Annotated in this window: 25 protein-coding genes; 9 read left to right on the top strand and 16 right to left on the bottom strand. The window is 46.4% G+C overall.

Going from position 1 to position 23,420, the window contains the following annotated elements; translation table 11 throughout:
- The first annotated feature begins 4 nt into the window (after positions 1–4).
- Entirely contained in the window at positions 5–1,612 is a 1,608-nt protein-coding gene (gene aceF / locus ICN10_RS08310; RefSeq protein WP_216214536.1) for a dihydrolipoyllysine-residue acetyltransferase, read from the top strand.
- Positions 1,613–1,621: 9 nt separating this feature from the next.
- Positions 1,622–3,406 (top strand): dihydrolipoyl dehydrogenase, encoded by a 1,785-nt coding sequence (lpdA, locus tag ICN10_RS08315; RefSeq protein WP_216214539.1) that lies wholly within the window; start codon positions 1,622–1,624, stop codon positions 3,404–3,406.
- Positions 3,407–3,481: 75 nt separating this feature from the next.
- On the opposite strand, the gene ICN10_RS08320 is transcribed toward lpdA, so the two are convergent.
- Positions 3,482–4,036, bottom strand: coding sequence for a phasin family protein (locus ICN10_RS08320; RefSeq protein ID WP_216214540.1), 555 nt, complete (start codon positions 4,034–4,036; stop codon positions 3,482–3,484).
- 199 nt (positions 4,037–4,235) lie between these two features.
- On the opposite strand from ICN10_RS08320, the gene ICN10_RS08325 reads away from it, so the two are divergent.
- Positions 4,236–5,123 carry a DMT family transporter gene (locus ICN10_RS08325; protein WP_216214542.1) on the top strand — a complete coding sequence of 296 codons (888 nt, stop codon included), beginning with the start codon at positions 4,236–4,238 and terminating at the stop codon, positions 5,121–5,123.
- Between the two features lie 122 nt (positions 5,124–5,245).
- A complete protein-coding gene (locus ICN10_RS08330) occupies positions 5,246–6,262 on the top strand; it encodes a serine hydrolase (RefSeq protein WP_216214544.1) in 1,017 nt (338 codons plus the stop codon).
- 2 nt (positions 6,263–6,264) lie between these two features.
- Here ICN10_RS08330 and ICN10_RS08335 read toward each other — a convergent pair whose 3' ends face one another.
- The 13 genes from ICN10_RS08335 to ICN10_RS08395 form a co-directional block, all read right to left on the bottom strand.
- Positions 6,265–7,089 carry an IclR family transcriptional regulator gene (locus ICN10_RS08335; protein ID WP_216214545.1) on the bottom strand — a complete coding sequence of 275 codons (825 nt, stop codon included), beginning with the start codon at positions 7,087–7,089 and terminating at the stop codon, positions 6,265–6,267.
- Positions 7,090–7,192: 103 nt separating this feature from the next.
- A complete protein-coding gene (locus ICN10_RS08340; RefSeq protein WP_216214547.1) occupies positions 7,193–8,227 on the bottom strand; it encodes a quinone-dependent dihydroorotate dehydrogenase in 1,035 nt (344 codons plus the stop codon).
- Positions 8,228–8,236: 9 nt separating this feature from the next.
- Positions 8,237–8,983: an arginyltransferase gene (locus tag ICN10_RS08345; RefSeq protein WP_216214549.1), complete on the bottom strand. Its 747-nt coding sequence runs from the start codon at positions 8,981–8,983 to the stop codon at positions 8,237–8,239.
- A complete protein-coding gene (gene aat, locus ICN10_RS08350) occupies positions 8,980–9,717 on the bottom strand; it encodes a leucyl/phenylalanyl-tRNA--protein transferase (RefSeq protein ID WP_216214552.1) in 738 nt (245 codons plus the stop codon). Before aat ends, ICN10_RS08345 begins: the two co-directional genes overlap by 4 nt.
- A gap of 9 nt (positions 9,718–9,726) precedes the next feature.
- Complete coding sequence (locus tag ICN10_RS08355) at positions 9,727–10,287, bottom strand: NUDIX hydrolase (protein ID WP_216214554.1); 561 nt, start codon at positions 10,285–10,287, stop codon at positions 9,727–9,729.
- A 9-nt stretch (positions 10,288–10,296) separates the two neighbouring features.
- Entirely contained in the window at positions 10,297–12,123 is a 1,827-nt protein-coding gene (locus tag ICN10_RS08360) for a bifunctional chorismate-binding protein/class IV aminotransferase (RefSeq protein WP_216214556.1), read from the bottom strand.
- 24 nt (positions 12,124–12,147) lie between these two features.
- On the bottom strand, positions 12,148–12,723 hold the full coding sequence (locus tag ICN10_RS08365; RefSeq protein ID WP_216214558.1) for a peptidylprolyl isomerase: 576 nt from the start codon (positions 12,721–12,723) through the stop codon (positions 12,148–12,150).
- 82 nt (positions 12,724–12,805) lie between these two features.
- On the bottom strand, positions 12,806–13,432 hold the full coding sequence (locus ICN10_RS08370) for a 2-hydroxychromene-2-carboxylate isomerase (RefSeq protein WP_216214560.1): 627 nt from the start codon (positions 13,430–13,432) through the stop codon (positions 12,806–12,808).
- Positions 13,433–13,438: 6 nt separating this feature from the next.
- A complete protein-coding gene (locus tag ICN10_RS08375) occupies positions 13,439–14,752 on the bottom strand; it encodes a replication-associated recombination protein A (RefSeq protein WP_216214562.1) in 1,314 nt (437 codons plus the stop codon).
- 4 nt (positions 14,753–14,756) lie between these two features.
- Entirely contained in the window at positions 14,757–15,236 is a 480-nt protein-coding gene (locus ICN10_RS08380; protein WP_370626203.1) for a DUF3429 domain-containing protein, read from the bottom strand.
- A 32-nt stretch (positions 15,237–15,268) separates the two neighbouring features.
- Complete coding sequence (locus ICN10_RS08385) at positions 15,269–16,123, bottom strand: 3-hydroxybutyryl-CoA dehydrogenase (RefSeq protein WP_216214564.1); 855 nt, start codon at positions 16,121–16,123, stop codon at positions 15,269–15,271.
- A 1-nt stretch (position 16,124) separates the two neighbouring features.
- Positions 16,125–16,853: a glutathione binding-like protein gene (locus tag ICN10_RS08390; RefSeq protein ID WP_216214565.1), complete on the bottom strand. Its 729-nt coding sequence runs from the start codon at positions 16,851–16,853 to the stop codon at positions 16,125–16,127.
- Positions 16,854–16,861: 8 nt separating this feature from the next.
- Positions 16,862–18,058, bottom strand: a complete 1,197-nt coding sequence (locus ICN10_RS08395) for a pyridoxal phosphate-dependent aminotransferase (RefSeq protein WP_216214567.1) — start codon at positions 18,056–18,058, stop codon at positions 16,862–16,864.
- An 85-nt stretch (positions 18,059–18,143) separates the two neighbouring features.
- Between ICN10_RS08395 and yaaA the strand changes: the two genes are divergently transcribed.
- Both yaaA and ICN10_RS08405 read left to right on the top strand, forming a co-directional pair.
- A complete protein-coding gene (yaaA, locus tag ICN10_RS08400; protein WP_216214569.1) occupies positions 18,144–18,920 on the top strand; it encodes a peroxide stress protein YaaA in 777 nt (258 codons plus the stop codon).
- Positions 18,920–20,131 carry a DUF2863 family protein gene (locus tag ICN10_RS08405; RefSeq protein ID WP_216214571.1) on the top strand — a complete coding sequence of 404 codons (1,212 nt, stop codon included), beginning with the start codon at positions 18,920–18,922 and terminating at the stop codon, positions 20,129–20,131. The genes yaaA and ICN10_RS08405 overlap by 1 nt, the downstream gene beginning before the upstream one ends.
- A 70-nt stretch (positions 20,132–20,201) precedes the next feature.
- Here the strand turns inward: ICN10_RS08405 and ICN10_RS08410 are convergent, their stop codons facing one another.
- Together ICN10_RS08410 and ICN10_RS08415 are read right to left on the bottom strand one after the other, a co-directional pair.
- The gene (locus ICN10_RS08410; protein ID WP_216214573.1) at positions 20,202–20,576 is read right to left on the bottom strand and encodes a hypothetical protein; all 375 of its coding nucleotides are present in this window, start codon (positions 20,574–20,576) and stop codon (positions 20,202–20,204) included.
- A 13-nt stretch (positions 20,577–20,589) separates the two neighbouring features.
- Positions 20,590–21,579, bottom strand: a complete 990-nt coding sequence (locus tag ICN10_RS08415; protein ID WP_215349315.1) for a malate dehydrogenase — start codon at positions 21,577–21,579, stop codon at positions 20,590–20,592.
- Between the two features lie 167 nt (positions 21,580–21,746).
- Here ICN10_RS08415 and ICN10_RS08420 point away from each other — a divergent pair, with 167 nt between their 5' ends.
- From ICN10_RS08420 to sdhD, 3 genes are all read left to right on the top strand, one after another.
- A complete protein-coding gene (locus ICN10_RS08420; protein WP_240480891.1) occupies positions 21,747–22,475 on the top strand; it encodes a GntR family transcriptional regulator in 729 nt (242 codons plus the stop codon).
- A gap of 132 nt (positions 22,476–22,607) precedes the next feature.
- A complete protein-coding gene (sdhC, locus tag ICN10_RS08425) occupies positions 22,608–23,027 on the top strand; it encodes a succinate dehydrogenase, cytochrome b556 subunit (RefSeq protein ID WP_216214574.1) in 420 nt (139 codons plus the stop codon).
- Positions 23,028–23,051: 24 nt separating this feature from the next.
- Positions 23,052–23,417 (top strand): succinate dehydrogenase, hydrophobic membrane anchor protein, encoded by a 366-nt coding sequence (gene sdhD / locus ICN10_RS08430; RefSeq protein ID WP_068321349.1) that lies wholly within the window; start codon positions 23,052–23,054, stop codon positions 23,415–23,417.
- The last annotated feature ends 3 nt before the right edge of the window (positions 23,418–23,420 follow it).

The raw sequence follows: 23,420 nt of genomic DNA on the forward strand, positions 1-23,420 counted from the left end.
TACTATGAGTCAAATAATTGAAATCAAAGTCCCGGACATCGGTGACTACAAAGATGTGCCGGTGATCGAAGTATTGGTTAAAGCGGGCGATAAGATTGAGAAAGAACAATCCATCGTTGTGCTTGAATCTGATAAAGCCACCATGGACGTTCCTTCATCACACTCTGGCGTTGTCAAAGAAGTCAAAGTGAAGATTGGTGACAACCTTTCTGAGGGTTCTGTTGTCATTACCTTGGAAGAGGGTGCAGCGGCTGCAGCATCAGCACCAGCTGCTAGCGCTCCTGCGACAGCACCAGTTGCGGCGCCAGTCAGTTCTGGCGGATCTCCAATGGAAATCAAAGTTCCTGATATCGGTGACTACAAAGATGTCCCTGTAATTGAGGTTTTGGTGAAGGTCGGCGACAAGGTTGAAAAAGAACAATCTATCGTTGTACTTGAATCTGATAAAGCCACCATGGATGTTCCCTCGTCACACTCTGGCGTTGTGAAGGAGGTCAAAGTGAAAGTTGGCGATAACCTTTCCGAGGGATCTGTTGTGTTGATTTTGGAAGGTGGATCCTCAGCGTCTGTAGCTACTCCAGTAGCCGCCAGCGCAGTACCAGCGGCACCAGCAGCTAAAACTGTTGAGCCTCCGATTGCAAGAGCGCCAGCACCGCCTCCACTGAGCAATACTCCTCCGCCAGTAGACGCAGCAGTAAGTCATGCAAGCCCATCTGTTCGTAAGTTTGCTCGCGAGCTTGGCGTCACGATTGATCAAGTTAAAGGATCAGGTCCAAAGGGGCGCATTACTCAAGAGGACGTACAAGCATTTGTCAAAGCAGCAATGAGTGGCGGAGTAGGAAGTCCTGCGGCTGCTTCTAGCGGTGGCAGTTTAGGTGGCTTGAATCTCATTCCTTGGCCAAAAGTGGATTTCACAAAGTTTGGTGAGATTGAACGTCAACCACTAAATCGTATTAAGAAACTCACAGCAGCCAATTTGGGTCGTAACTGGGTAATGATTCCAGCTGTGACGTATCACGAAGATGCTGACATTACTGACTTAGAGGCATTCCGCGTTCTCACTAATAAGGAGAATGAGAAGAAGGGCGTCAAGATCACGATGCTTGCTTTCTTAATGAAGGCTGCAGTAGCAGCATTGAAAAAATATCCCGAGTTCAACAGCTCTTTGGATGGCGATGATCTGATACTGAAGAAATACTTCAATATTGGTTTTGCCGCAGACACTCCTACTGGTTTGGTTGTGCCTGTCATTAAAGATGCGGATAAAAAAGGCATCTTTGAATTAGCCAAAGAAACTTCAGATCTAGCAGCCCTTGCTCGTGACGGCAAATTAAAGCCTGATCAAATGCAAGGCGCGAGCTTTACGATCTCATCTCTAGGCGGTATTGGTGGTACATATTTCTCACCGATCGTCAATGCACCTGAAGTAGCCATCATGGGTGTTAGCAAGGCTGCGATGAAGCCGGTATGGGATGGTAAGCAATTTGTCCCACGCCTCATTTGTCCATTGTCTTTGTCAGCAGATCATCGCGTGATTGACGGTGCTTTGGCTACTCGCTTCAATGTGTACATTGCTCAGCTCTTGGCCGACTTCCGTCGCGCTAGTCTGTAAGGGGAATTCATGGCTAAGCAAACAATTCTCGTGCCAGATATTGGTGACTATTCAGATGTACCTGTTATCGAAGTGCTGGTGAAAGTCGGCGACGTTATTGAAAAAGAGCAACCGCTCTTGGTGCTCGAATCAGACAAAGCAACAATGGAAGTGCCAGCAGATGCTGCAGGCACTATTACTAGCATTGCAGTTAAGTTGGGCGATAAGGTTGGCAAAGGTTCTGTGATTGCAGAAATCGAAGCAAGTGGTGCGGCGCCTGCCGCTAAACCTGCTGCAGCTCCTGTGGCACCAGCTCCGGCTGCTCCAACAATGACCGCTGCACCTGCAGCAGTAGCAGGGCAGTACAGCGGCAAGGTTGATCATGAATGTGAAGTATTAGTGCTTGGTGCTGGCCCCGGCGGTTACAGTGCAGCATTCCGAAGTGCTGACTTGGGGATGAATACCGTTTTAGTAGAGCGTTACCCAACTTTGGGTGGCGTTTGTTTAAACGTTGGTTGTATTCCATCTAAAGCATTGCTGCACACCACATCTGTCATGGATGAGGTGAAGACCATGGCAAAGCATGGCATTACATTTGGCGCGCCGAAAATCGAGATTGATCAATTGCGTGGTTATAAAGAATCTGTCATTGCCAAATTAACTGGCGGTCTTGCTGGAATGGCAAAGGCTCGCAAAGTCAAAGTAGTTCGTGGTCTGGGTAAGTTCTTAGATGCGAACCATGTCGAGGTTGAGTTAACCGACGGTACTGGCCAAGACCTCACTGGTAAAAAAGAAGTGGTGCGCTTTCAGAAGGCCATCATCGCTGCTGGTAGTCAGCCAGTGAAGTTGCCTTTCTTGCCAGAAGATCCACGTATTGTGGATAGTACGGGCGCACTATTGCTCAAGAGTATCCCAAAGCGTATGTTGGTAATCGGTGGCGGCATTATTGGTCTAGAGATGGCGACTGTTTACAGCACGCTGGGCTCACGTATTGATATTGCTGAGATGATGGATGGCCTCATGGCTGGTGCTGATCGTGATTTAGAAAAGGTCTGGGAGAAGTTCAATGCCGGACGTTTTGAAAAAATCATGCTCAAGACTCGCGCCGCCAAAGCAGAAGTGAAGTCTGATGGCATACAGGTTAGTTTCGAAGGCGAGAATGCGCCAGCGGAACCGCAAACCTACGACTTGGTATTGGTTGCAGTGGGTCGTACTCCAAATGGCAAGAAGATTGATGCTGGTAAAGCAGGCGTGCAGGTAGATGAGCGCGGCTTTATTCCAGTGGATAAACAAATGCGCACTAATGTCCCCAATATTTTTGCAATTGGTGACTTAGTTGGTCAGCCGATGTTGGCTCATAAGGCGGTGCACGAAGGTCACGTTGCTGCTGAAGCAGCTGCTGGCGAAAAATCCTACTTCGATGCGAAGCAAATTCCATCGGTTGCTTACACCGATCCGGAAGTAGCTTGGGCTGGCTTAACAGAAGAGCAGTGCAAAGCACAAGGCATTGCCTATGAAAAAGGTTTATTCCCATGGGCAGCTAGTGGACGAGCGATTGCTAACGGACGTGATGAAGGTTTCACAAAACTCATTTTTGATGCAACTACTCATCGCATTATTGGTGGCGGTATTGTTGGCACACACGCCGGTGATTTGATTGGTGAAGTGTGTCTGGCTATTGAGATGGGCGCTGATGCGGTGGATATTGGTAAAACTATTCATCCACATCCAACCCTCGGTGAATCTGTAGGTCTTGCGGCTGAAGCGGCCCATGGCCATTGCACTGATCTACCGCCAGTGAAAAAGAAATCCTAAAAGAAATCTTTAAATCGCAAAAGAAAAAGCCCCGAGTTATCGGGGCTTTTGTATTGCAGATTACTCTGCAGTACTTTATTTCTTCTTCGTAGTTTTGCTCGCAGTATCGGCAGCCTTTAATACGGTTTCGGTAGCGCTATTCAGATTAGTTTGTGCAACTTCAACTGCATGCTTGACAGCCTTTTGGCTAGTCTCAAATACATTGTTAGCAGAAGCGATAGCTTGTTTCATGGCTTGCACAGCCGCATCTGATCCAGCTGGTGCATTCTTAGTCCACTCTTCTACTAAAGAGTTGATTTTCTTTTGGCCTGCTTGAAACTCTTTTTCTGCAGATTGAGTAAAGCTGTTTTGAGTCTCGTGAGCTAACTCATATAAGTGGCGGCTATAAGCCATAATTTTTTCTGCCATTGGCTGAACTGCTTCAGCTTGATGGGCGAGTAACTGTTGAATGTCTTTTACTTCTAATGCTTTCTTGGCGCTATTCATGCTATCGCTCAAACTTTGCTTAGCAATATGCATATTCAGTTCTACTAATTTTTCAATGCTTTGCAAAGCTTGATTGGTTAATCCACTCAAGGTCTCTAGGTTTGCTTTTTGTGCTGCTGCAATTTGTTCTGGAGTTAAGTTCATTTCGGTCTCTTTCCATTTGGTAATTATTTTGATTCTGACTTTAGGCTTTTACCTAATGTACTCTCATTAATAAATTATATGGCATATATGTTGCGTTGCAGCATATCTTACCAATCTTGGATATAAATGGGGTGGGTAGACAAAAGCGCCTAAAATCGAAGATTCAGTAAAAAATCCTATTATTTTCAGCAAGTTACTTATGAAGCTTACGCTAGACAACGCGATTGCCCCGATATTTGTACTCATTTGGAGTACGGGTTTCGTGATCGCGCGTTTAGCAATGCCATATGTAGAGCCGGCAACCTTCTTGTTTTGGCGGTTTGCAGGGGTTTTGGCTGCGATGGCAGCACTAAGCTTAGTGTGGAGAATCACTTGGCCTAGCTGGTCTCAAATCAAGCATATTGCCGTTGCTGGCATCTTGCTCCAGTTTGGTTACTTGCTCGGCGTATGGTTTGCGGTCAGATTGGGAATGACGGCTGGGTTGGTCGCCATCATTGTTGGACTTCAGCCAATTGTGACTGCCTGGTTTGCTGCCTGGATATCAGAGAGGGTATCGCCGCGCCAATGGATTGGTCTGGGATTTGGTTTTGCTGGTGTCGCCTTAGTAGTGGTTGAAAAGATTGGTTTTACGCATATTCCTTTGGCGAGTTACGCGCTCGCATTTGGAGGTCTGCTTTCTATTACCTTTGGCACTCTGTATCAGAAGAAATACTGCCCGGTATTTGACCTGCGTGCCGGCTCATCTATTCAGTTTGGCGTTTCAGCTGCGCTGTGCTTTATCTGTATGTATTTGTTTGAATCAGGTGAGATGGTTTGGAACCCCTCCGTTATTGGCGCATTGCTCTGGGCCATCTTCCCCTTATCGATTGGATCAATCAGTTTGTTGTTCATGATGATTCGCAAGGGGGCTGCTACCAAAGTCACCAGCTTTCTCTATTTAGTGCCACCGACAACTGCTGCAATGGCTTGGATGTTATTTGATGAGCCGTTTACCTTGTTGATGGCTGTTGGTCTATGTCTAACAATGACGGGGGTAGTGCTTGTAAATGCGCGTCAGGCTAATACAGTGGCGACAATTGCAGAGTAGGGCCGTATTAGTAAGAGTGGATTTTGATGAGTGGATGACCTGGATTGGGGCGAATAAAACTGCCTTGCTCAAGGAAATTAATTATCATTCCGTATGTTGAAAGTTTTGGAAGGTATTTTGGGATGCGTTTGAATCGATTGTGGCTTTTTGCCTTGGCAGTAATTTTTGCGGTTGGCGCTATGGCGAATGCACCTGCAATTGCTGCTAATAAAGATAAACAGCAAGCCAAAACTACTACTAAAGCAGCCACTAAGACAGGCACCAAGACTTCCAAGAAACCTAAAACCGTTCGCGTAACAGTAACGCGCTCAACTGAGCCGGTTGTACCTGCAAGACCATCTCTTGCAACTGCATTGGGATTGCGCGGGCAACATGACGATCTGAATCTCAAATCTAGCGTAGCGATGGTAGTTAATCAAGATACTAAAGAAGTGTATTTTGAAAAGAACCCTTCTGTCAGTTTGCCAATTGCCTCCATTACTAAGTTAATGACAGCGATGGTGGTGTTAGATGCCAAGATGCCATTAGATGAAACTTTGGTAATCAACTCTGAAGATGTAGCGAGTTATCGCTCATCACGCTTAGCTGGCGGTACTGTTTTGACTCGTGAAGAAGCCTTGCTGCTCGCTTTAATGTCCTCTGAGAACCGTGCTGCATATACCTTGGGAAGAAATTACCCAGGCGGTGTTTCATCATTTGTGGGTGCTATGAACCGTAAAGCAAAAGAGCTTGGCATGGACCATTCTCATTTTGCGGACCCAACTGGTCTCATGAGTGAGAACGTTGCAACAGCAGAAGATCTGACGCGCATGCTCAGTGCCGCATATCAATATAAAACCATTCGTGAGTTTTCAACTTGGCCGGACCTGACCATGGTGATTGCAAAACGTCCGCAAAAGTTTTTGAATACCAATCGCTTAGTGCGTTCTGGTGATATGAATATCGGCCTGCAAAAAACTGGCTTCATTAATGCTGCTGGTAAATGTTTGGTGATGCAGGCTAGAGTAAATAACACGCCTTTGTTATTAGTGTTCTTAGATTCTGTGGGAACACAATCTCGTTTTGCTGATGCCGTACGTGTGCGTGATTGGTATGAGCGTATGCCGTCTGGCGCGCAGCCAATTCGTCGCTTAATGTAAGACTAGTTTGCGCTGCCTGGTTCGGCAGATTTGGGTTTAAAGCCCATGCCTTTGGAGATCTGTAAGGCGGTTTCTTGAAGAGCGCGCAGCCAATCTGCCTGAATACGGTCGGTTGGGGCGCTTAAGGATAAGCCGGCAACCAATTTCCCGGTGTCATCCAAGATAGCTGCAGCTAAACAGCTCACACCCAACTCTAATTCTTCATCATCGCGAGCATTGCCCACTTTGCGTACTTGATTGAGCTCAGTTTCGAGTTTGCCTAACTCTGTGATGCTATTGCGAGTATGTCCGGATAGGCCGGTGCGTGTGACATAGGCGCGAACCTGACCAGGATCATCGCTAGCTAAAAAGAGTTTGCCAACTGAGGTGAGGTGCAAGGGCGCACGACCGCCAATAGCACGGACAACTTGCATTCCTGAGCGCTCGCTATAAGCGCGATCAACATAAACAATTTCATCACCTTGGCGAACAGAAAGGTTCACTGTTTCACCGGTGAGCTTGTGTAGGGTACGCATTGGTAACTGCGCTGCTTCGCGAACTGACAATCTTGCTTTCACTAAATTGCCAAGCTCTAGTAGCTTTAAGCCAAGACGGTAAGTGCCGCCATCACCACGCTCAACTAGCCTGCAGGCAACCATGTCATTCAATATGCGGTGAGCAGTAGAAGGGTGGAGGCCAGTGAGTTCAGCAAGGTTTTTGAGGCTGCTTGAGTCCTCTTGATCAGCAAGCGCATCTAGCAAATTCATCATGCGCTCCACTACCTGGATGGCTGTTTTGCCAACCTCACCGGTAGATTTGGGAGTTTTGATGGTTTTACTGGTGCTCATAGGGCTTATTGTAGCGATTTCAGACGAAATTGCATATTGTGAAATGCCATTTTATGGGACAAGCAATAAAAAAGCCCCTCAATTGGGGCTCTTTAAGGGCGTTTTAGGGCTGCCTGAGGGCGGTGGCGCACTCGTTAACTAAGTCTGGACCGCGATAGATTAAGCCGCTATAGAGTTGGACTAGGCTGGCGCCAGCCATGATCTTTTCTCTAGCGTCAGCACCGGACATGATGCCGCCAACGCCAATGATCGGTAGTTGATTGCCAAGTCTAGCTTTTAAAGCTTTGATGACGATATTGGAGGCATTACGAACGGGTGCACCAGATAGGCCGCCGGCTTCTTCGCCAAATTCCATTCCTTTGACTGCATCGCGGGAGATGGTTGTGTTGGTAGCAATGACTGCATCGATACCAAACTCAAGTAGTAGATCAGCAATGAGATTGATATCGCCATGATCTAAGTCCGGTGCAATCTTCAGGAAGAGTGGCTTACGAACGCCATAGCGATCGCATAAACGCTTTCGAGCTTCATCAAGGCTGCCAAGTAATTCACGGAGCATTTCTTCGCCTTGTAGAGCGCGCAGATTTTGAGTGTTCGGGGAGGAGATGTTGACGGTAATATAAGTGGCGATTTCGTAGACGGCTTCCATGGCTAAGACGTAATCACGGGAAGCCTCTTCGATTGGCGTGCTGGCATTTTTGCCAATGTTCATACCAAGAACACCGCCGCTTTGCCAAAACTTAGAACGGCGTACTCTGGTGACGCAGGCATCAACACCATCGTTGTTAAAGCCCATGCGATTGATGATGGCCTGTGCTTCAGGAAGGCGAAACATGCGAGGTTTTGGATTGCCAGGCTGCGGGCGGGGCGTCACTGTGCCGATTTCTAAAAATCCAAATCCCAATGCGGCCAGTGCATCAATGTGTTTGCCATCTTTATCTAATCCGGCAGCAAGGCCAACCGGGTTTGGAAACTCAATACCGCAAAGCATTTGTGGATCGTTAATCGGCTTAGTTACCAAGCGCTCTAATAATCCCCAGCGCTGCGCGCGATCCATATTGCTCAGAGTGAGGTTATGGGCTTTTTCAGGGTCTATACAAAAGAGCCAAGGGCGTAGAAGGGAATAGCGATCGATCATGGGTAGATATTATGACTCAGACAGCGGCTGCCAATGATCGTCGATCAACCCCTCCATAGGCTGATAGTTAATCTTGTATGACATCTTGTTGCTTTCTTTGATGTAGTAGCCAAGATAAAGGTAAGGCAAACCCAAGATCCGCGCCTGATCGATTTGCCACAGAATGCTGTAGCTACCATAGCTAGCGGCATGGCTTGAAGTGTCATAAAAGGTGTAAACCGAAGAGATGCCTTGTTCCAAGATATCGATCATGCTGACCATGCGTAATCGACCTGGATGCGGATCATGAGGACCGTCCCGAAATTCCACAATGCGGGAGTTCACTCGACTTTGCAATAAAAATTGCATGTACTGGTCTTGATCGTCGCTATCCATATCTCCACCTTCATGGCGCTCATGTTGATAGCGTTGATAGAGTTGGTAATGCTCTTCTTGGTAGCCAAGATTTAATACTGAAGCTTCAAGACCAGCGTGTTTTTTCTGAGCGCGGCGCTGGCTTCGTGAGGGGATAAATTGATTTACTAAGATGCGTGTCGCAATACAGGCTTTGCATTCATCGCAATAGGGTCGATAGGTATACAGACCGCTACGCCTAAACCCAGCATTTAACAAATCACTGTAGACATCCGCATGAATCAAATGTGATGGCGTAGCCACTTGAGAGCGAGCAGTCTTATTTGGAAGATAGCTACAAGCATATGGAGCAGTCGCATAAAACTGCAGAGTAGTTAGAGGAAGTTCTTTGAGCTGGGTCATAGCCAGTGATGCAAGATCGTTTTATCAAATGTCCAAGATTGATCAATCTTAGTTTGATTTAAAGAAACTTGCAGTTGCTCTAAAAAGTCTTTACGCGGTATGGGTGCGGCGCCCAAAGAAAGCAGATGAGCCGTCTCTTGCTGGCAGTCAATCATGTATACCTCATTGGCTAGGCACCAGGCGCTGAGGGCTGCTAGGGCGATTTTGGACGCATTGGTCTTGCGGCTGAACATGGACTCCCCAAAAACCATACCTCCAAAAGAAACGCAATAAAGTCCGCCCATCAGCTGACCATCCTCAATTACGGCAATACTGTGAGCATTGCCTTGCTCATGTAATGCCGTGTAGGCATCCATAATTTCATGGGTAATCCAGGTGCCGTCTTGATCTTTGCGTGCACTGGTTGCGCAAGAGCGGATGACAGCACCAAAATCACGATCTACCTCTACTTGGGATTGGGCGTTTTGACAAAAGAGGCGAATAATTTTTCGCAAGGAATCGCTACATTTAAAGTTGCTTGGCTTTAAAACCATTCTAGGATCTGGTGACCACCAGAGTACTGGCTGGTTATCGGAGTACCAAGGAAAGATACCTTGTTGATAGGCGCGCGCGAGTTGTCCTGGATATATTTGTTCGCTCACCGCAATCAATCCAGGAACGCTAGGATCTGGATCAGCCTCTAGCAGAGGATTAGGGAAAGGGTCATGCGGCCCTAGCCAGGCAATCTGACCCATAGCGACTCTTTAAATTCTTTCGGAAGGCAAGATGTCACGACTGCGCACATGAAACTCTTTACCGGTCTCTAAGTTACCTGCAGCGCGATCGGCAAAAAACCATTCCAAGGTCTGCTTGACAGTGGGGAAGGCTAAATCATTCCACGGAATGTCAGCCTCATTAAAGAGTGCAACTTCAAGACTTTCTTCACCAGCAGAAAACTCTGGTGCATTCATCGTTGCTAAATAAAATAGATGTACTTGCTCGGCATGGGGCACGTTGAGAAGAGAGTAGAGCGGTCCAATGTTTACTTCAGCACCAGCCTCCTCGAGAGTCTCGCGAGCGGCACCATGACTCGTACTTTCTCCTAACTCCATAAAGCCTGCAGGAAGAGTCCAATAACCATGACGAGGCTCAATCGCTCTGCGACATAAGAGCACTTGCTGCCCGTATACAGGAATGCTACCCACTACATTGCGAGGATTCTGATAATGAATGCTGCCGCAGGCTTCGCATACATGGCGTTCACGAGAATCATCGACTGGAATTTTGATCGTCAATACAGCAGCGCAGTTAGGACAATACTTCATACTGACTTTCTAAAAATGGGCTTTGATGGCGCCACGAAGGGCATTGCTAAGGATAATCTCATCTGCCATTGAAACATCATTAATAGTCAGGTTGGCTTCACGGGCATTCATTTTGGGATCAGCAAGCAAAGCGGCACGCATGACACCGGGCAGAACACCTGCTGAGACGGGGGGCGTAAGCCAATCAGAGCTACCTTGAGGTTTAACAAAAATGCTAGTTCTTCCGCCTTCTGTCACAAAGCCTTGCTCATTACAAAATAGAGCATCAAAACCGCCTAACTTAGTAGCTTCTTGCCATGCTTGATCATAAAGAGTTCTTTCGCTAACTTTGTGTCGCAGTAGCGCATCCCCTGAATGCATCGTTACATCACCAGGCAGGATGTCTTTAGCCCAGAATATTTTGACAGGTTCATTTGTCTGGTGAATGACGGCGCTTGAAATAGAAAGCGCTCCATTGGCCGCAAGATCAAGTCTTAATCGATGAGACAAGTTTTTATCAAATGATGCACAAGCGTCCAGAACTAACTTTTCTGCACTTGTAATATCAAAGGAAATTCTTAATGCTGAAGCAGAGGCACGCATGCGCTGTATATGTGATTGAAGTCTTTGCGGCTCACCATGTATTACTGCAATCGTTTCAAACAAGCCGGTAGCGCTTGGAAGATCCATCAGAAAGGCAGATTTAATATGACATTCTTGCCACTCTTGTTTGACATCGGAGTCATTGGTAATGCCAGCGCCGACACCTAAAGTGAAAGTGGAGGCGTGGGATTGACTATCTGTCGCAATTTCAACTGTACGAATAGGTACGCTAAAGGCAAAGTTGCCGTTGGGGTCGAGCCAGCCTAAAGCGCCACAGTAGTAGCCTCGATCTTCGGGTTCAAGCTCTTGGATAATCTCCATGCTGCGTTTCTTTGGGGCGCCAGTAACAGAGCCACACGGAAAAACAGCCTTGAAAATATCAAAGAGACTGACATCAGGTTTAATTTGACCTTGCACGGTAGAAGTCATCTGCAAAACATCACCATGTCTTGCTACCTCAAAAAGATTGGGTACCGTTACCGTACCCGGTAAAGAGATACGGCTGAGATCGTTGCGCAGTAAGTCAACAATCATGACGTTCTCTGCTTGATTCTTCGGGTCATCAGATAAAGCGCTGGCAACCGCAGATAAAGCACTGGCAGTGCCTTTCATGGGCATGGCTTTTAAAGTATCGCCATCGCGTGCAATGAAGAGTTCCGGAGACTGAGATAGTAGAAAGTTGCCTTCATGTTCTATGTAAGCTCCAAATCTACCGGGCTGCCTATCCCGTAAGCGACTGTATAAAGCTAAAGGAGCTCCATAGGTCTCACCCTTGATGCGGTAGGTGTGATTAATTTGGTAGCTATCACCGCTACGAATGTATTCCTGGATGGCGTTGATATCTGCCGTAAAACGATCCTCAGATATCGATTCTTGAACATCCATTACGCCTGCACAACGTTGAGAGCTCTCAAGCAAGGATAGCTTTTCTGAGATGTAGCTATCAACATCTTGCTTGGACAGTTTTTTAAAGCTTGAGAAAGCCCAAGCCTCTATTAATGGATGTGGTTCATCAGATAAAGAGGGTCTCTGGGGAAGCTTGTGTATTTGCCTACCTAATTCATAGGCAAATGCAGCCAAAACATATTCACCTCTAGCGAGAGATTCAGAGATTTCAGAAAGACATTTCTGGGTGGCGGATAAATCTACAGCGTTATCGCCACTAGGAAGTACGCGCCAGTAGTGGAGTGCATTTTCATAGAGGCGGCTAGTAGGCGAGGCCGCAGTGCTTTGCGCGTCATCGAGCAAAATCATTGCGGCGTGCCTAGTAAGTTCAGATTACTTCAGAATCGTGGCGGATTCGATGGTCACAGTCTGACTTGGAACGTCAGCCATTCTACCCATGCGTGGCGCTGGGGCAACCATGGTTGGGATCTTACGAATAGCATCAATCGTTTGCGTGCCAGAGATCACTTTGCCAAACACGGTATAGCCATTGCCCATCGCATTTGGATAATCTAAACCTACATTGTCTTTAACGTTAATAAAAAACTGGGCAGTTGCAGAGTCAGGATCGGAAGTGCGGGCCATTGCAATCGTATAGGCATTGTTTTTTAAACCGTTTTGCGCCTCGGAAACCACTGGAGCATTGGTTGGCTTTTGATTTAGATCTGCAGTAAAGCCACCACCTTGAATCATGAAGCCATCAATTACGCGATGGAAGATTGTGCCGTTGTAAAAACCGCTCTTCACATAATTTAAGAAGTTAGCAGTGGTCTTAGGTGCTTTAACGTCATCTAACTCCACTACGAAATTCCCCATATTTGTCTTAAATTCCACCTTTGGTCCAGCAATTGCAGCTTGGCTGGCAAAACAAGAAAGGGTAACAACGAGGGCGGCTAATAGCTTACGCATAAGAACTCCTTAAACAATATGAAAGTGACTTAAATTGATTGTATTGCTCATTACTGCATGATGGGTGAATGAAGCTGTATCGTCAGCTTAGGCCATTAGGCACATTACCAGCATAGGCGTAAGAGGCCTCTTCAAACATGCCAGGCCTGGCAAGGTAATCCAAGACCCAGTCGATCGTATCGATTCCCCAAAAGCACTGTTGATTGACTATCAGAGCTGGCACTCCAAAAGCACCATCAGCTTTGGCCTGGTTGGTATTGGCAATGAGCTTTGCTTTTACCTCTGGATTTTCAGGTTTAGGGGTGTCAGCAGGCAAACCTAAGTATGTGCAAAATTCTGACCAAGATAGATTGGGATCTCTGCCTTCTACCCACACATAATCAAAGGCGCGCTCTACCATTGCCCAGTCAGCATTCTGCTCAACTAGAAGACGTTGTGCAGCAACCGTCATAAACGGATGATGTTCCGGAAAGCGAAAAGGGATGCCTAGCTTCTCTGCTTGCCATACGCAGAACTGATAAGTGTGGGGACGTTTAGCTGCAACCTCACCAGGGCCCTTGTTTTCAGCAGCGCGGAGTAGGCCGCCCAACAGAATCGGAACTGGCTTGATGTCTAGCTTGCCCTCAAGGCGATGTCTTTGCTTAACGTAAAGATAGGCAAACGGCGAAACAATGTCGTAATAAAAAGTAGCCGAAGTTTTTGTGCTCATATCGCTTTACTTCTTCTTATGCTCTTCATCGAGCTTTTTTAAGAAAGCCAACTTCTCTTTAATCTGAGACTCAAGCCCACGTTCAACAGGCTCATACCAGTGCGGCTCTTTCATGCCCTCGGGTAAGTAGGATTCACCAGCAGCATAGCCATGAGGTTCGTCATGGGCATAGCGATACTCTTTGCCATGACCAAGCTCTTTCATTAGCTTTGTTGGGGCATTGCGCAAATGATTTGGCACGCCTCTAGATTGGTCTTGTGCGACAAAAGCTCGTGCCGCATTAAAGGCGTTGTAGCTAGCATTGCTCTTGGAGGCAACGGCAAGATAGACCACTGCTTGTCCTAGAGCAAGTTCACCTTCAGGTGAGCCCAGTCTTTCAAAGGTTTGCGCAGCATCATTGGCTAATTGCATAGCCCTTGGATCTGCTAAGCCAATATCTTCCCATGCCATGCGGATAATGCGACGCGCTAGATAGCGGGGATCTGCGCCACCGTCGAGCATGCGGCAAAACCAATACAAGGCGGCATCGGGATTGGATCCACGTACAGATTTATGTAGCGCGGAGATTTGATCGTAGAAGTGATCGCCACCTTTATCAAAACGTCGTGCTTGAGCGCTGAGGGCGTTTTCAATAAATTGTTGATCGACGTTCTTGAGTTCAGCATTCGGTGTCAGTGCTGCATTGCGTACTTGTTCAACCAGATTCAATAGACGCCTAGCATCGCCATCAGCATTCGAGATAAGCGTATCAATAGCAGCAGACTCAAATTGCACATCAGGCATTGCGTGTTGGCACGCACGATCAAAGAGTAATTTCAACTCTTCTGGCGTGAGTGACTTCAATACATATACCTGAGCTCGCGATAAGAGAGCGGAGTTCACTTCAAAAGAAGGGTTCTCAGTAGTGGCGCCAATAAAGGTAAATAAGCCTGATTCCACATGGGGTAGCAGGGCGTCTTGCTGGCTTTTATTAAAGCGGTGGATCTCATCCACAAACAAGATTGTTTGCTTGCCGTACTGGGCCATGTTCTGTTGGGCTTGCTCAATAGCCTCACGGATTTCTTTTACACCAGCTAATACTGCAGAGATAGCTATGAACTCACGATCAAATGCTTTTGCTGAAAGACGTGCCAGCGTTGTCTTGCCAACACCTGGGGGACCCCACAAAATCATCGAGTGAGGTTTGCCTGAAGCAAAAGCTAAGTTGAGGGGTTTACCACTGGCTAATAAGTGGGTTTGCCCAATGACTTCTTCAATCGTTTTTGGACGCAGAGCTTCCGCTAAGGGTGGTGGCGGAGTGCTATCAAAAAGACTGCTCATTGCATCATGCTTGAATAAAAAGAATCACTACAGATGCCCAAGTTAGGCATGCAGCGGCAACATAGGTCAAGCGATTACGCATCGTCATAAATGCAGAGCGAGTAGCTTCATCAGAAAAATAATATTGATAGGTGTTCTGATCAATATTGCGCTGAATAATCAGGGTGGAAGCAAGGATGAGTAGACCTACAGGTATATAGATATGTAGTGCTACCCAAGCAACTAGCGCTGGAATAACGCCCCAGATCCAGGCATTACGGTCTTCCCAGCGATCTCCAGCAGGTGCTTTACCCAAGAGGTGCAAATTAGCGCCCCAATGTAAGGCCCCCATAAATGAAGTAATTACAGCCCCATAACCTGCTAAGGATTCAGCGCTCAAGTAGTTCATTGGTGTGGGTGCTAATTGCACCATTAAAGCTAGTCCAATAAATGGAATAAGACCTGCATAACCAAGTTTGCGTACTAAAGGTGGAATGGGGTTCACGATGAGATGGTTTCGTTATTTAAAGTAAAAAATTATTTATCGTAGGTGTAAACGCCGCGACCTGTTTTGCGACCGAGATATCCAGCCGCAACCATTTCACGAAGCAGTGGGCAAGGGCGGTATTTAGAGTCGCTGAAGTTTTCAAAATAGACTTCCATTACTGCTAAGCAAGTATCTAAACCAATCAGATCTGCCAATGCCAGAGGGCCAATCGGTTGATTGCAACCTAACTTCATGCCGGCATCAATATCTTCTGGGCTAGCAAGTCCTTCGGATAAAACAAAGAAGGCCTCGTTAATCATCGGCAACAAAATGCGATTGACTACAAATCCTGGAGAGTTTTTAACAGTGATTGGCTCTTTGCCAACGCGCTTAGCCATATCAATAATGGCAGCATGGGTCGCGTCACTGGTCTGCAAGCCACGAATTACCTCCACCAGAGCCATCAAGGGTGGCGGGTTAAAAAAGTGCATACCAATAAAGCGCGCAGGATTGGAATCAAGTGCTGCTAATTTGGTAATGGAAAGAGAAGAAGTGTTGGTAGCAATGATGGTGTCTTTACTCACAATCTCATCTACTTGCTTGAGAATTTTTTCTTTGACTGCTTGGTTTTCAGTGGCAGCTTCAATGACTAAACCTAGGCCTTTGAAGTCGTTATAAGAAGTGCTGCCTTTAATGCGCTTGAGTGCCGCATCTTTTGCTTCAACCGTTAAGGTTTCTTTTTTGACGAGACGATCTAGACTCTTGCTAATTTGCTCGAGACCGCGTTGAACCGCTGCCTCATTAATATCAACCATGACGACATCTAAGCCGGCAACTGCACACACTTGTGCAATACCATTTCCCATGGTGCCTGCACCGATTACACCGACTGATTGAATACTCATCTTATTTCCTCTTTTGATACTGGGTTGAACCAAATAACTGCTCTCTAGCCTTGGCATCGTGCAAAGGCTTCCGTAATGCGGTCAATACTTCGCAACCACGCTTTACTGCTGGTCGCGCACCAATCTTTTCAAACCATCGTTTGAAATGCGGGTACTCATTGATATCAATGCCTTGATTTTTCCAATTACGCGTCCATGGATAAATCGCAATATCGGCAATCGAATACGTTTTCCCCGCTACATAGGGATTATCTTTCAGTTGACTATCCAACACCCCATAGATTCGCTTAGCTTCATTCGTATAGCGATTGATCGCGTATTCAATTTTCTCAGGTGCATACAGGCGGAAGTGGTGGTTTTGCCCAAGCATAGGGCCTAAGCCACCCATTTGGAACATCAGCCATTGCAGCACTTCATACTTTCCACGAGTATCTTGAGGCAAGAATTTGCCAGTCTTGCCGGCCAAGTAGAGAAGAATCGCGCCTGACTCAAAAAGGCTAATGGGTTTGCCATCAGGACCATTGGGATCGACGATCGCTGGAATCTTATTGTTGGGGCTAATCTTTAAAAAATCAGGGACAAATTGATCGCCTGCACCAATATCGATGGGGTGAGCGATCCAATCCTTGCCCAATCGAAAGCCGCATTCTTCCAGCATGATGTGCACTTTGTGGCCATTTGGTGTCGGCCAGCTATAAACATCAATTACGGCTGATTTCTTATTTGCCATGATGTTCCTTAGATTTTTTCTAAACGTTGTAAGGCGCTTGTGAGTGTTTGATCTTGTTTCGCAAAACAAAAACGAATGACGCCAGATTCAGTCGCTTGCTCATAAAAAGCAGAGACTGGTATGGCGGCTACCCCAATTTCTGTTGTAAGCCATTTACAAAATTCAGCCTCATTGAGTTTTGCCTGGGGAATGCCCAATGCCGAGTAGTCAACGCACTGAAAATAAGTGCCTGGAGTAGGCAGCAATTTAAATTTAGTCTTACCCAAGCCCGTCCTAAAAAAATCACGCTTAGCTTGATAAAAGGCGGGGAGATTTAAATAATGTTCTGCATCCGCAAGATATGTTGCTAGACCGTATTGCATTGGCGTATTCACAGTAAATACATTGAACTGATGAACCTTACGAAACTCTTTAGTTAGTGCCGGTGGTGCAGCCACATAGCCTACTTTCCAGCCAGTAACGTGATAGGTCTTGCCAAAACTAGAGATCAGAAAGCTTCTAGCTGCAAGCTCGGGATGGGATGCAACACTGTGGTGCTGCGCTCCATCGTAGACCATATGCTCGTAGACTTCGTCACTCAAAATCAATGCGGAAGTATTGCGAACCAAGTTCGCGAGACTATCTAGGTCAGCCTTGCTCCAAATCATCCCGGTAGGGTTATGCGGAGTATTAATAATGATTAAACGGGTTTTGGAGTTAATTGACTTGGCTAATGCATCCCATGGAATTTCATAAGAGGCGACTTGCCCATGCTCATCACGAATCACTTGCAAAGAAACGGCAATCGTTTTGCCACCTGCTAATTCGATGGATGGGCGATAGCTGTCATACGCTGGTTCAATGATGATGACTTCATCGCCCGGACTAACGCAAGCGAGTATTGCTGTCAGGATGCCTTGCGTGCCGCCCGCAGTGATAGTGATTTCAGTATCAGCATCGTAGTGATGACCATATAAGTTTTGAATCTTTTGACTAATGCCATTACGAAGTTCTGCAATGCCAATCATTGGCGGATATTGATTGCGATCAGCCAACATGGCTTCATTGACTTCGGCAATCAGTTTTCTATCGCAGGGAAAGTCTGGAAAACCTTGGCCCAAATTAATGGCTTTGTGTTCCGCAGCTAAAGATGACATCACCGTAAAGATCGTGGTCCCCACCTTTGGCAGGCGACTTGGAAAAGAGGGAGTCTCTAGTGGGTTCATGGAGGCGCAGGGTGGTGGTCGGTCGTTTAGAGCGGATATAGCCGGTAGTCGCTAGAATGGTAAAAATACATAAACAAATTGTGCCATGCTGATCGTCCTTTCACCTGCTAAATCCCTGGATTACAAGACCCCAGTCAAGGTCAAGGCGCCAACTTTGCCTGAGTTTGTCTCTGAATCAGCCAAGCTGATTGCCGACTTGAAGAAATTGGCCCCTCAAGATATTGCCAAGCTTATGGGCTTATCCGATCAATTGGCCATATTGAATGTTGGACGCTATCGGGATTGGTCTAAGAAATTTACCGAAGAGAACAGCAAGCCGGCGATCTATGCTTTTGATGGTGATGTTTATGACGGTTTTGATGTCAAAACCTTAGACGCCAAGTCCGTACATTTTGCTCAAGACCATATTCGGATTTTGTCAGGTCTTTATGGTGCGCTAAAGCCCTTGGATTTGATGCAGCCATATCGACTAGAGATGGGCACTTCATTTAAGAATGCCAGGGGCAAGGATCTTTATGCCTTTTGGGGTGGTAGGGTGACTGATGCCATCAAAAAGGTTTTAGAAAAACAAAAGAAGCCCGTACTACTGAATTTGGCTTCTGAAGAGTATTTCAAGGTCCTTCAACCCAAGGAATTGGATTGCCCAGTGATTGCTCCTGTATTTCAGGATGCTAAGGACGGTAAGTACAAGATCATTTCTTTTTATGCCAAGCGGGCTCGTGGCCTAATGGCGCGCTATGTAGTTGAGAATCGTATTACCGATCCAGCGGATTTAAAAGGCTTTAACTTAGACGGGTATAAATACTATGCCGCAGAATCTAAAGTAGATAAGCCTGTATTTAGAAGGGCAGAAAGAAAATAATGGCCGTTCATCGCACCAAAGCATCACAACGCAATTCTCCTGAGGTGGAGAAGTTGGTTGCTGACGCTATTTCTTTAGCGGCTTCTGGGAGTCAGGTTGAAGACCGTTTTTGGGAAGAGCGTTTGAATGTGCGCTTGATGCGCTTGCTTAAAAGTCAGAATCAAAACGTGATCGACGCCGCCCTGGATCAAACCTTCCGAATTAATACGGTAGCTTTTGAGGTGCTCGCTGATATCGCCGAAACCTTGGCCGAATCCTTAAGGATCGAGCATGAAGGGCAGGAGTGGGATGTGTTGTTGTTAGCGCTGCCTATCGTTGCTCACACGCGTTACCAGATCCCTTCAGGCCCATTGCCGGTCAACATTATTGAGTCTACAGCTCAGGCCTTGCATAGCGCTATTGCTTCAACGGACACACGCATAGCGATTGTTCCTTGGTTGTATAGCATTGATCAAATGCCCCATTCGCATTGTCAAACTCGTATCCTCACAGAGTCATTGGCAAGTGCAGCGATCTCTGGAAAAGACGTCAAGCTTGAATTGCGCGACATGTCAGAAACTATTGCTGTATTAGCTGATCCTCGTTTCATTATTGCGGCCTTAAGCGCACCTGTTGGCTCCCCAATCTTCCGTTGGCAGGCTGAGCCACCAGCACGTCAAGAGCGCGGCGTGAGTTTGATTGGTTGGCAAAATGCCATGCAAGAGCCAATAGCTTCTTTATTGCCGGGCTGTGAGTTCGAGCTTCTTCTGCCTGAGGCCTATTTCACAAACTGTCGCTTAGCAGATAAGCATGTTCGTCCTTTGAGTATTCGTGCAGCGGTGAATTTCCTCGAGAGCACTCTCGGCATTCTCCCTGCGGGCTTGTCTTGCGTTGTAGGTGCATTTGGCGAAGAGCAGGCCGATGAGTACCGAATTTCATTTAGCGCAAAGGGCTCTTCGGAAGTGATGTATGGCGTGATCTGGCCCCTCTATGATCGCGAGAGCGTGGCAAGTGATGCTTTAAATGATTTATCGGATGATGAGAGTCCGATCAAGAAAATTTGCGATGCTTTGCATGATGCTGGAGTGGAAGATGTCTTCCGTCATGCCATGCTATTTGATCCAGAGCTCTGTGACGACTGCGGCGCACCTTTATTTCCGGATCGTTCTGGCGAAGCAGTACATGCTGAAATGCCAGATGACGCTCCGTCACAGCAGCCTTTGTTTCACTAAAGAAATAGGAAACTAAGTAATAAAAAAGCCGAGGAATCCTCGGCTTTTTTAATTAATGCAACGTGAGAAATTAATTCTGCACAAATGGTTCCGCACCAGCAAACAAGTGTGGCAACTTACCAGATTTCATTTCTGCTGTTTGGCAGAAATCGGCAAGACGTACACCTGCTTTGATGTTAAACAACATTGCTTTGTTACCTAGCACTACAAGATCGTAACCAGAGTTCATATTCTTGTAACGCAAGCTGCCTGGCAATGAAGTTTGGCGCTCTAAATCATAAGATTTAGATTCCCAAGTTAAGCGAACCTTTTCAGTAGTGCCAGTAGTTTTGAACTGCTTGCTTTCCTGACAAGTCCATGTAATTACTTCTTCACTAGCGCTAGCATTTACAGCGCCTAAAAGGCTTGCAAGTACTACGCTAATGGCGAGAAGATTTTTTTTCATGTGTGAATTTTCCTTATGAGAGCAGGTGCTTAACGCCAGCTTGCTCTTCGAGTAATTCATTCAAGGTGTGTGTCATGCGCTCACGGGAGAATTCATCGATCTCTAAACCTTCGATCATTTTGTATTCGCCGTTTTCGCAAACTACTGGGAAGCCATAAATCACTTCAGCAGGAATGCCGTATTCGCCTTTAGAAGGAATACCCATAGTTACCCACTTGCCGTTTGTACCGAGTACCCAGTCATGAATGTGATCAATCGCTGCGTTCGCTGCAGAGGCTGCAGAAGAAAGGCCGCGAGCTTCAATGATGGCTGCACCACGTTTACCAACAGTAGGAATAAATACATCTTTGTTCCATGCTGCATCGTTGATAGAGTCTTTAACTGACTTGCCATCGATGGTTGCAAAGCGATAGTCTGGATACATTGTTGGGCTGTGGTTGCCCCAAACAACTAATTTCTCAATATCAGCAACAGGCTTATTCAACTTGTTAGCCAATTGTGAGAGTGCACGGTTGTGGTCGAGACGTAACATTGCTGTGAAGTTTTTCGCAGGAATATCTGGAGCAGATTTCATAGCGATGTAAGCGTTAGTGTTTGCTGGGTTACCAACAACCAATACTTTTACAGTCTTCTTAGCAACAGCATTCAATGCTTTACCTTGTGCTGTGAAAATTTGTGCGTTAGCGGAGAGTAGATCTTTACGCTCCATGCCAGGACCGCGTGGACGTGCGCCAACTAAAAGGGCAACGTCGATATCTTTAAACGCTGTCATTGGATCTGAGTGAGCTGTCATGCCTGCCAAGAGCGGGAATGCGCAGTCTTCTAACTCCATCATCACGCCAGTTAAGGCTTTTTGTGCTTTTTCATCAGGAATCTCAAGCAATTGCAAGATTACGGGCTGATCTTTGCCCAAAAGGTCGCCATTGGCGATACGGAATAAAAGGGAATATCCGATTTGACCGGCTGCACCGGTTACGGCGACACGCATTGGGGCTTTTGCCATTACTAATAACTCCAGAAGAAGGTTAAGAGGGTTAATTTACGAAAACTTTTCTATTATCCATTCAAGTGTAGGGACTTTAGCTTTACACTGTCAATGATGTCTTATATAAGACTAGAATTACCTAGAATTTTATCCAATTGACGCGGTCTGGAGTTAATTTGTCTGATGTGACTTTGCCTGTTGCCTCATTTAGCCCTCTGTACGAGCAGATTAAGGCGATGATTTTGACCAGTTTGCAAGCCTCTGAATGGCTTCCAGGCGAGGCTATCCCCAGTGAAATGGAGCTGGCAGCCCGTTATGCCGTCAGCCAGGGTACGGTTCGCAAGGCAATTGATGAGCTTGCCGCCCAAAACCTCCTAGTGCGTCGCCAAGGGAAGGGTACTTTTGTTGCCACCCATCAAGAGGATGACTGGCAGTACCGTTTTTTACGCTTAGCCCCAGACTCCGGCGAGAAATTTCATCTTACCAATCAGTTTTTATCCTGCGAAAACACCAAAGCAAGCCCTTATGTGGCCAATTTGCTTAAATTAAAGGCAGGCGACCCCATCATTCATATCGACCGGGTGCAGAGCTTTGCGGGTAAACCCATTGTTTTTGAAGAGATTTTTCTTCCTGGGGCGCGCTTTAAGGGCTTAGATTTAGAGGTTCTCAATGCTTGGCATGGCCCGGTATATGCCTTTTATGAGGGTCAGTACGCTACTCACATGGTGCGCGCAGAAGAAAAGATCAAGGCTGTGGCTGCTGATGAGACTTTAGCGAAGCACCTGCATTTACCGCAGGGTGCGCCACTCCTTTCTGTAGAGCGGGTGGCATTTACCTACGGGAATAAACCAGTAGAAATTCGTCACGCTAGATACGACACTTCAGAGCAGCATTACGAGAACAAATTGAACTAAGCAAATCAGTAAAAACCAGTAATTAACCCCTTTAAACGCCAAAAAATCCCCACCACCCCTAAGGTTTCCAATAGAATATGTTGCGATACAACAAAACCACACTGAACCTCCACCTAAAGATAGAGATTACCCATGGTTGATTCACAGCAAGCAGTAAAAAAAGATAGACCTGTTTATAAAAATATTGGTCTTGCCCAGTTGATTAAATACCGCCTTCCTTGGGCCGGTAAAGTGTCAATTCTTCATCGCATTAGTGGAGCAGCATTGTTCCTCTTATTGCCATTTATCTTGTATCTCTTCGATCAGAGCGTTGCCTCTGAGTTGAGCTATCAAAAATTCCAGGCTTTTACCGGCAACATCTTGGTAAAAATTATTTGCCTCGGTTTGATCTGGTGTTTTTTACATCACTTCTGTGCTGGTATCCGCTACCTCTTGCTCGATTTAGAAATCGGCGTAGAGAAGTCTGAAGCTAATCGTTCGGCCATTATTGTTCTTGTTATTGGTCTAGCTTTGACTGCAGTAGTTGGTCTCAAAATGTTCGGCTTGTACTAAGCGCTAATCATTTAAGGAAATCTCATGCCTATTTATCAAATCGGACCAAAGCGCTTAGTTGTCGGTGCGCATTACGGCCTTAAAGAATGGATCATCCAACGCGTTACTGCGATTGTGATGGTGGTATTTACGATTGTTTTGTTAGTTGACTACTGCATCACTGGTAGCGCCTCCTACGAGGGCTGGTCTGGCTTGTTCAGCGGTCAAGTAATGAAGCTGTTAACACTCTTGGCTTTCATCAGCTTGTTCTATCACGCTTGGATTGGCGTGCGTGACATCTGGATGGATTACATCAAGCCCGTCAGCATTCGTTTGACACTTCAAGTGTTAACCGTTTTGTATCTCGTAGCCTGTGCGGCCTATGCCGTTCAAATTTTGTGGAAAGTGTAATTC

Source organism: Polynucleobacter sp. 86C-FISCH, from assembly GCF_018882415.1.
Taxonomy (GTDB): domain Bacteria; phylum Pseudomonadota; class Gammaproteobacteria; order Burkholderiales; family Burkholderiaceae; genus Polynucleobacter.